Origin of the sequence: Mesorhizobium sp. M7A.F.Ca.US.006.04.2.1, assembly GCF_004022915.1 — a bacterium.
GTDB lineage: Bacteria > Pseudomonadota > Alphaproteobacteria > Rhizobiales > Rhizobiaceae > Mesorhizobium > Mesorhizobium ciceri.
On the sequence record NZ_RZQA01000372.1, the window covers coordinates 1 to 5915 of the forward strand.

The window sequence follows — 5915 nt, forward strand, 5'->3', positions numbered from 1 at the left end:
CCCGGATCCTGTGCGCCGCGCCCAGATCCAGATGAAGACGCCTCTGCCCAAGCGCTTCTACAACGCCGCCTCTGTGGCACCTGTCGACAATGGCTTTGCCGTGCATCTCGACGGCAAGCCGGTGCGGACGCCGGGCAAGGCGCTGCTGGTGCTGCCGACCGAGGCAGCAGCCGCGCTCGTCGCCGACGAGTTCGCCGCCCAAAGCGAGACCATCGATCCGGTGAAGATGCCGGTGATGCGCCTCGTCAACACGGCCATCGATGGCGTTGCCAGCGACCCGCAGGCGGTGCTGGAGGATATCCTGCGCTTTGCCTCATCCGATCTCACCTGCTATCGCGCCGACGCACCGCAAGGGCTGGTGGAGCGGCAGAATCAGCATTGGGATCCGGTGATCGACTGGGCGAGGACACTCGGAGCACGTTTCAATCTGGCCGAGGGCATCATCCATGTCGAGCAGCCGCGCGAGACCATCGCCGTGCTGGGCAGCCATCTTGCCCAGCGCGCCGAGCCGCTGCGGCTCGCCGCCATCCATGTGATGACGTCGCTGACCGGTTCGGCGCTGCTGGCGCTGGCTGTCGATTTCGGCGAGATCGACGCTGAGGCTGCCTGGGCCGCTGCTCATGTCGACGAGGACTGGCAGATCGAGCATTGGGGGCAGGATGCGGAGGCCGTTGCCCGCCGCGCGGCTCGCAAGCGCGACATGATGGCTGCCGCCGGCCTGCTGCAAGCGCTCAAGGGCTAGGGGTTTCCCAACTCGCCCGGTTTCATCCCGCAGCGCACCTAATACCAAAGTCATAATCCCAAAGACGCGCTGCCTTTGGCGGGCGCTTTCTGTCATTTTTCCCGAATGGCTGTCGTTGAGTCCGTGCTCGGAGGAGAACGCGGACAGTGTCGCGCAGCATTGAGAACGGGTCTCACGGGAGGATAACGCAATGGCAATAGCATCGACCGCCGGCGGAACAAGCCGCGGCATGACGCGGGAAGAGAAGAAAGTCATCTTCGCTTCCTCGCTCGGCACCGTTTTCGAATGGTATGATTTCTATCTTTATGGCTCGCTGGCGGTGTTCATCGGTTCGACCTTTTTCAGCCCAGCCATTCCGGAAGCGACCCGCAACATTTTCGCGCTGTTGGCTTTCGCCGCAGGCTTCCTTGTGCGCCCGTTCGGCGCACTGCTGTTCGGCCGCATCGGTGACCTTGTCGGCCGTAAATATACTTTTCTTGTCACCATGACGATCATGGGCCTATCGACCTTCCTGGTCGGCTTGCTGCCCGGCTATGCCACTTTGGGCATCGCCGCTCCCGTGATCCTGATCATCCTGCGCATGCTGCAGGGCCTGGCTCTGGGTGGCGAATATGGCGGCGCGGCCACTTACGTCGCCGAACATGCGCCGGACAACCGGCGCGGCTACTACACCTCGTGGATCCAGACCACCGCGACGCTCGGCCTGTTCCTGTCGCTGGTTGTGATCCTGATCGTACAGGCTTCATTGAGCAAGGAAAACTATGCTGCCTGGGGCTGGCGTATTCCGTTCATCGTGTCTTTTCTGCTGCTCGGCATCTCGATCTGGATTCGGCTTTCGCTTTCCGAATCCCCGACCTTCCAGCGCATGAAGGATGAGGGAAAGGGCTCCAAGGCGCCGCTGACGGAAGCCTTCGGCCAATGGAAGAACGCCAAGATTGCACTGCTGGCGCTGCTCGGCCTCACAGCCGGTCAGGCCGTGGTCTGGTACAATGGCCAGTTCTACGCGCTGTTCTTCTTGACCAACGTGCTCAAGGTCGACGCGCAGTCGGTCAACATCATGATCGCGGTCGCCCTGGCGGTCGGTTCGATCTTCTTCGTCGTCTTCGGCTGGCTCTCCGACAAGATCGGCCGCAAGCCGATCATCATGGCGGGCCTTGCGCTGGCGATTGTCTGCACCTTCCCGCTGTTCAAGGCACTGACATGGGCTGCCAATCCGGCACTCGCCACGGCGCAGCAGAACACCAGGGCGACGGTGACCGCGGCGCCGGGCGACTGCAAATTCCAGTTCAATCCGGTTGGCACGGCGAAGTTCACGACATCCTGCGATATCGCGACTTCGTTCCTGACCAAGAACTCGGTTCCCTATGACGTGGTGTCGACGGCTGCCGCCGGCACACCCGCATCTGTCAAAATCGGCAACGAGACGGTCGAGTCCTATGACGCCATCGCCGCCGGTGATCAGGCCAAGGCCAAGGAGGCGGCCTTCATCAAGGCCGTCAATATGTCGCTGCAGGACGGCGGCTATCCGCTGAAGCGCGCGGCAGCCAAGGTTGCGGACCAGAAGCTCGATGCGTTTGTTGCCGCCAACCCGGAACTGAAGCTGGACGCCGCTGCCATCCGTGCCGGTGAAAAGGCGACGGTGCCGATCGACCAGGCGGTCAAGGACAAGCTGCTGACCACCGATGAGGCAGCGGGCGCACCCGAAGTCACCGTCTACAACATTCCAGGCGGCGGCGCGTTCGCCATGTTCGCCGATCCTGCAGCAGTGAACTGGCCAATGACGATCGGCATCCTGTTCATCCTGGTGCTGTTCGTGACCATGGTCTACGGGCCGATCGCGGCGATCCTGGTCGAAATGTTCCCGACCCGCATTCGCTACACCGGCATGTCGCTGCCCTATCACATCGGCAATGGCTGGTTCGGCGGCCTGCTGCCGGCAACCGTGTTCGCGCTCAGCGCCTACAAAGGCGACATCTACTATGGCCTTTGGTACCCGGTGGTGATCGCGGCTATAACGCTGGTCATCGGCATGATCTTCGTCAAGGATACGCTCGGCACCGACCTGCACGCCAAGGAGTAGGCAGCCCCAGCGTTCAAAAGAAAGCCCGGCGCGAACGATCGCGCCGGGCTTTTTCTTTTCAGGCCAATTCGTTGGCGAGGGCTGCTGCCCTTTGTGTCAGCTCTTGCGGCCCCGGGCCTCTTCCTCGATGGCTGCCTCATGGTACCAGCCGTCGCCGAAATCCGCGCGGGCACCACGCAGCGAGGCAAGCTCTGCCGCAAACTTAGCCTTTCCGCTCAAATTTGAGGCAGAGAGGCGTGCTGCCGCCGGGAACATCAAAATTTTGGCCGACGGTCGTGTGGAAATGACTTCCATTGCCGGGTTCCTTTCTTCCGCCGAACCTTTTCGATTCAACTTGGCCCGAAGATAAGGTCTGCAATCAAGTTAGGCAATATGCCTATGAAAAGATCAGCATTTGCACACTATTTGTGCAAATAAGGACCGTGATGGATCCGGGCGCATTGCTTAGGCGGCTCACCGACTTCCGGTGGATGCCGCGTCAATTTTGTCGCACCCTCCGGACCAAGAATGGCACACGAATTGCATTTTAAGTGTGCGGCAGGCCAGCTGCTGACGGCAGACGCATGTCGACGCCGTTCAGTGTTCGGTGATCAAGCAACGAGAGGCTAGAATGACGAAATACAAGCTCGAGTATATCTGGCTCGATGGATATACCCCGGTCCCCAACCTTCGCGGCAAGACGCAGATCAAGGAATTCGCCGAATTCCCTGAACTCGAGCAGCTGCCGCTGTGGGGCTTCGATGGTTCCTCGACCCAGCAGGCCGAAGGGCACAGCTCCGATTGCGTGCTGAAGCCGGTTGCGGTCTATCCGGATCCCGCCCGCACCAACGGCGTGCTGGTCATGTGCGAAGTCATGATGCCCGATGGTGTCACGCCGCATGCCTCAAACAAGCGCGCCACCATCCTCGATGACGAGGGCGCCTGGTTCGGCTTCGAGCAGGAATATTTCTTCTACAAGGACGGTCGCCCGCTCGGCTTCCCCGAGAGCGGCTATCCCGCACCCCAGGGCCCGTACTACACCGGCGTCGGCTATTCCAATGTCGGCTCCGTCGCGCGTCAGATCGTCGAGGAGCATCTCGACCTCTGCCTCGCCGCCGGCATCAACCACGAAGGCATCAACGCCGAAGTGGCCAAAGGCCAATGGGAATTCCAGATTTTCGGCAAGGGCTCCAAGAAGGCCGCCGACCAGATGTGGATGGCCCGCTACCTCCTGCAGCGCCTGACCGAGAAATACGGCATCGACATCGAATACCACTGCAAGCCGCTCGGAGACACAGACTGGAACGGCTCTGGCATGCACGCCAACTTCTCGACCGCCTATATGCGCGAAGTCGGCGGCAAAGCCTATTTCGAAGCGCTGATGGCGGCCTTCGACAAGAACCTGATGGATCACATCGCCGTCTACGGCCCGGACAACGACAAGCGTTTGACCGGCAAGCACGAGACCGCGCCGTGGAACCGGTTCAGCTATGGCATTGCCGACCGTGGCGCCTCGATCCGCGTGCCGCATTCCTTCATCAAGAGCGACTATAAGGGTTATCTGGAAGACCGCCGTCCGAACTCGCAGGGCGACCCCTACCAGATCGCCTCGCAAATCCTGAAGACGATCGCCTCGGTTCCGGCAAGCGCTCAGGTTTCAGCCGCCGCGTAAGTGTTTCGGACTGTATGACAAGAGGACCCCGGCGTTTCGCGCCGGGGTTCTTTTTTGGCCGTTACCCGGCGGACTGCATTCCCGGTAAAACATACCCAGAAAAAGTCAGGCAGTTCCGGCGGTCGCTAATCGCCCGTGAGTTCCGGCCGCAGCCGTGCGAGTCTGCGGCGATCACTCGCCAGAAAGCCCGGAAAACCGCCTTTTCCAGCCCTTGTCCGGGGCGATGGATCTTCCATAAGCATCTGTTCATACAACGGAATCGGTCATTCGCCACCCGGCTGGTGGCGTTGACAGATCACGCTACGGCATGCGTATTCGCGGGCCTTGGGGTTACGTCACGCAATGCTGTTCGGACGGGCGGGGTTTTCTTGAACGGCGGCATTGGCGTGGGCGCCGGACGAGCGGTCACTGTAGCCTGAGACAGTGCTCCGCTCGCTCCTGGCTCCGACGTTGGCGGCCGAACCGCCTCCCTTGATCATTTACTGAACACCGCCGAGTTGTGATTGAAGCGACGCGCTCAAAAGCCGGCCGCTCCGATGGACCGTAGGTCCAAGAATCCGGGCATCCTATGATCGTCGAAGACGAAAGGCGGATACGGCTGTCCATGCGCGGCTGCCGTGCAGGCGAGGCATGCCGGTCGGCTGGCAATCCTATTGGAGCGCAGCAAAAAGCCCTTGAAAGAGGGACGTCTTTCAAGGGCTTGAGCATTATAGCTAATCTTGGACCGAGATTGAATCTCAGACGGAGTAGTACATGTCGTACTCGACCGGATGCGGGGTCATTTCGAAGCGCATCACTTCGGCCATCTTCAGCTCGATGTAGCTGTCGATCTGGTCGTCATCGAAGACGCCGCCGGCTTTCAGGAAGCCGCGGTCCTTGTCGAGGCTCTGCAGGGCTTCACGCAGCGAGCCGCAGACGGTCGGGATCTTCTTCAGCTCCTTCGGCGGCAGGTCGTAGAGATCCTTGTCCATCGGCTGGCCGGGATGGATCTTGTTCTTGATGCCGTCGAGGCCGGCCATCAGCAGCGCTGAGAAGGCGAGGTAGGGGTTCGCGCCCGGATCGGGGAAGCGGACCTCGACGCGCTTGGCCTTCGGCGACGAGCCGAACGGGATACGGCAGGACGCCGAGCGGTTGCGCGCCGAATAGGCGAGCAGAACCGGCGCTTCGTAACCCGGCACCAGGCGCTTGTAGGAATTGGTCAGCGGGTTGGTGAAGGCGTTGATCGCCTTGGCATGCTTGATGACGCCGCCGATGAAGAACAGGCAGCTTTCCGACAGACCGGCGTATTCATTGCCGGCGAAGGTCGGCTTGCCGTTCTTCCAGATCGACATGTGGACGTGCATGCCCGAGCCGTTGTCGCCGAAGATCGGCTTCGGCATGAAGGTTGCCGTCTTGCCGTAGGCGTTGGCGACCTGGTGGACGACATACTTGTAGATCAGCAT

The 5915-nt window shown here is 61.0% G+C and carries 4 protein-coding genes and 1 pseudogene; 3 read left to right on the forward strand and 2 right to left on the reverse strand.

The window, feature by feature from the left end; all coding sequences use genetic code 11:
* Together EN925_RS19745 and EN925_RS19750 are read left to right on the forward strand one after the other, a co-directional pair.
* On the forward strand, nucleotides 1–742 hold a 742-nt coding region (locus EN925_RS19745), incomplete at its 5' end, for an ATP12 family protein (RefSeq protein ID WP_128336830.1).
* Between the two features lie 190 nt (nucleotides 743–932).
* Complete coding sequence (locus EN925_RS19750; RefSeq protein WP_013531448.1) at nucleotides 933–2822, forward strand: MFS transporter; 1890 nt, start codon at nucleotides 933–935, stop codon at nucleotides 2820–2822.
* 96 nt (nucleotides 2823–2918) lie between these two features.
* Here EN925_RS19750 and EN925_RS19755 read toward each other — a convergent pair whose 3' ends face one another.
* Nucleotides 2919–3116, reverse strand: a complete 198-nt coding sequence (locus EN925_RS19755) for a DUF2735 domain-containing protein (RefSeq protein WP_063168063.1) — start codon at nucleotides 3114–3116, stop codon at nucleotides 2919–2921.
* A 316-nt stretch (nucleotides 3117–3432) separates the two neighbouring features.
* Here EN925_RS19755 and EN925_RS19760 point away from each other — a divergent pair, with 316 nt between their 5' ends.
* Nucleotides 3433–4473 (forward strand): glutamine synthetase beta-grasp domain-containing protein, encoded by a 1041-nt coding sequence (locus tag EN925_RS19760; protein ID WP_013531450.1) that lies wholly within the window; start codon nucleotides 3433–3435, stop codon nucleotides 4471–4473.
* Nucleotides 4474–5210: 737 nt separating this feature from the next.
* On the opposite strand, the pseudogene glnA reads toward EN925_RS19760, so the two are convergent.
* Nucleotides 5211–5915: pseudogene (gene glnA / locus EN925_RS19770) on the reverse strand (glutamine synthetase); the annotation flags it as partial.